The following is a 643-nucleotide window of genomic DNA, read 5'->3' as shown; positions in this document are numbered from 1 at the left end:
CGGGACGTCGTCGTCGAAGCCGATGTTGCCGCCCAGATCGGTGCTCACCGTCGAGGTCGCCTGGTCGTGGTCGCCATCGGTCACCGTCGCCGTCGCCGACAGCGTCACCAGGCCGCTGCCGAGGTCGATGTGGGCGTTGTTGTTGGTGGTGTCGAGGCTCTCGGGCAGGTGGTCGATCTGCTGGGACTGGGTCAGCGTCACGGTGCCGTTCGCATCGACGGCGATCCTGAAGATCTCGCCATGCGAGGCGGTCGAGCCGACGATGTCGTTGCCGACCTTGGCCAGGGTGATCGCTTCACCCTGGCTGGTCAGGCCGGAGGCCGAGTTGGTGACGTTGAGCGTGTAGCCGCTGATCACCGTCGAGCCGGCGCCGTCGGCGCCATAGCTCGGCGTCACCGCCGCCAGGAAGGCGGCCGCGAAGCTCGCGCTCGCCGTGTCGGAGGCCGGCCCGATCGTCTGGGCGTCCTGCGTCACCAGCGTGATGGCGCTCTCGTTGACCGTGCCGACCGTCAGCGACGGGACGTCGTCGTCGAAGCCGATGTTGCCGCCCAGATCGGTGCTCACCGTCGAGGTCGCCTGGTCGTGGTCGCCATCGGTCACCGTCGCCGTCGCCGACAGCGTCACCAGGCCGCTGCCGAGGTCG

At 69.2% G+C, this 643-nt stretch carries 1 protein-coding gene; it reads right to left on the bottom strand.

The features are described from left to right. A partial coding sequence (locus tag EOA33_RS39600) for a DUF5801 repeats-in-toxin domain-containing protein (protein ID WP_245482605.1) occupies positions 1-643 on the bottom strand: 643 nt, incomplete at both ends.

It is taken from the genome of Mesorhizobium sp. M4A.F.Ca.ET.050.02.1.1 (assembly GCF_003997725.1).
Classification (GTDB): domain Bacteria; phylum Pseudomonadota; class Alphaproteobacteria; order Rhizobiales; family Rhizobiaceae; genus Mesorhizobium.
Note: the sequence above shows the minus strand (reverse complement) of the source record. Positions and strands in the feature narration are given on the sequence as shown.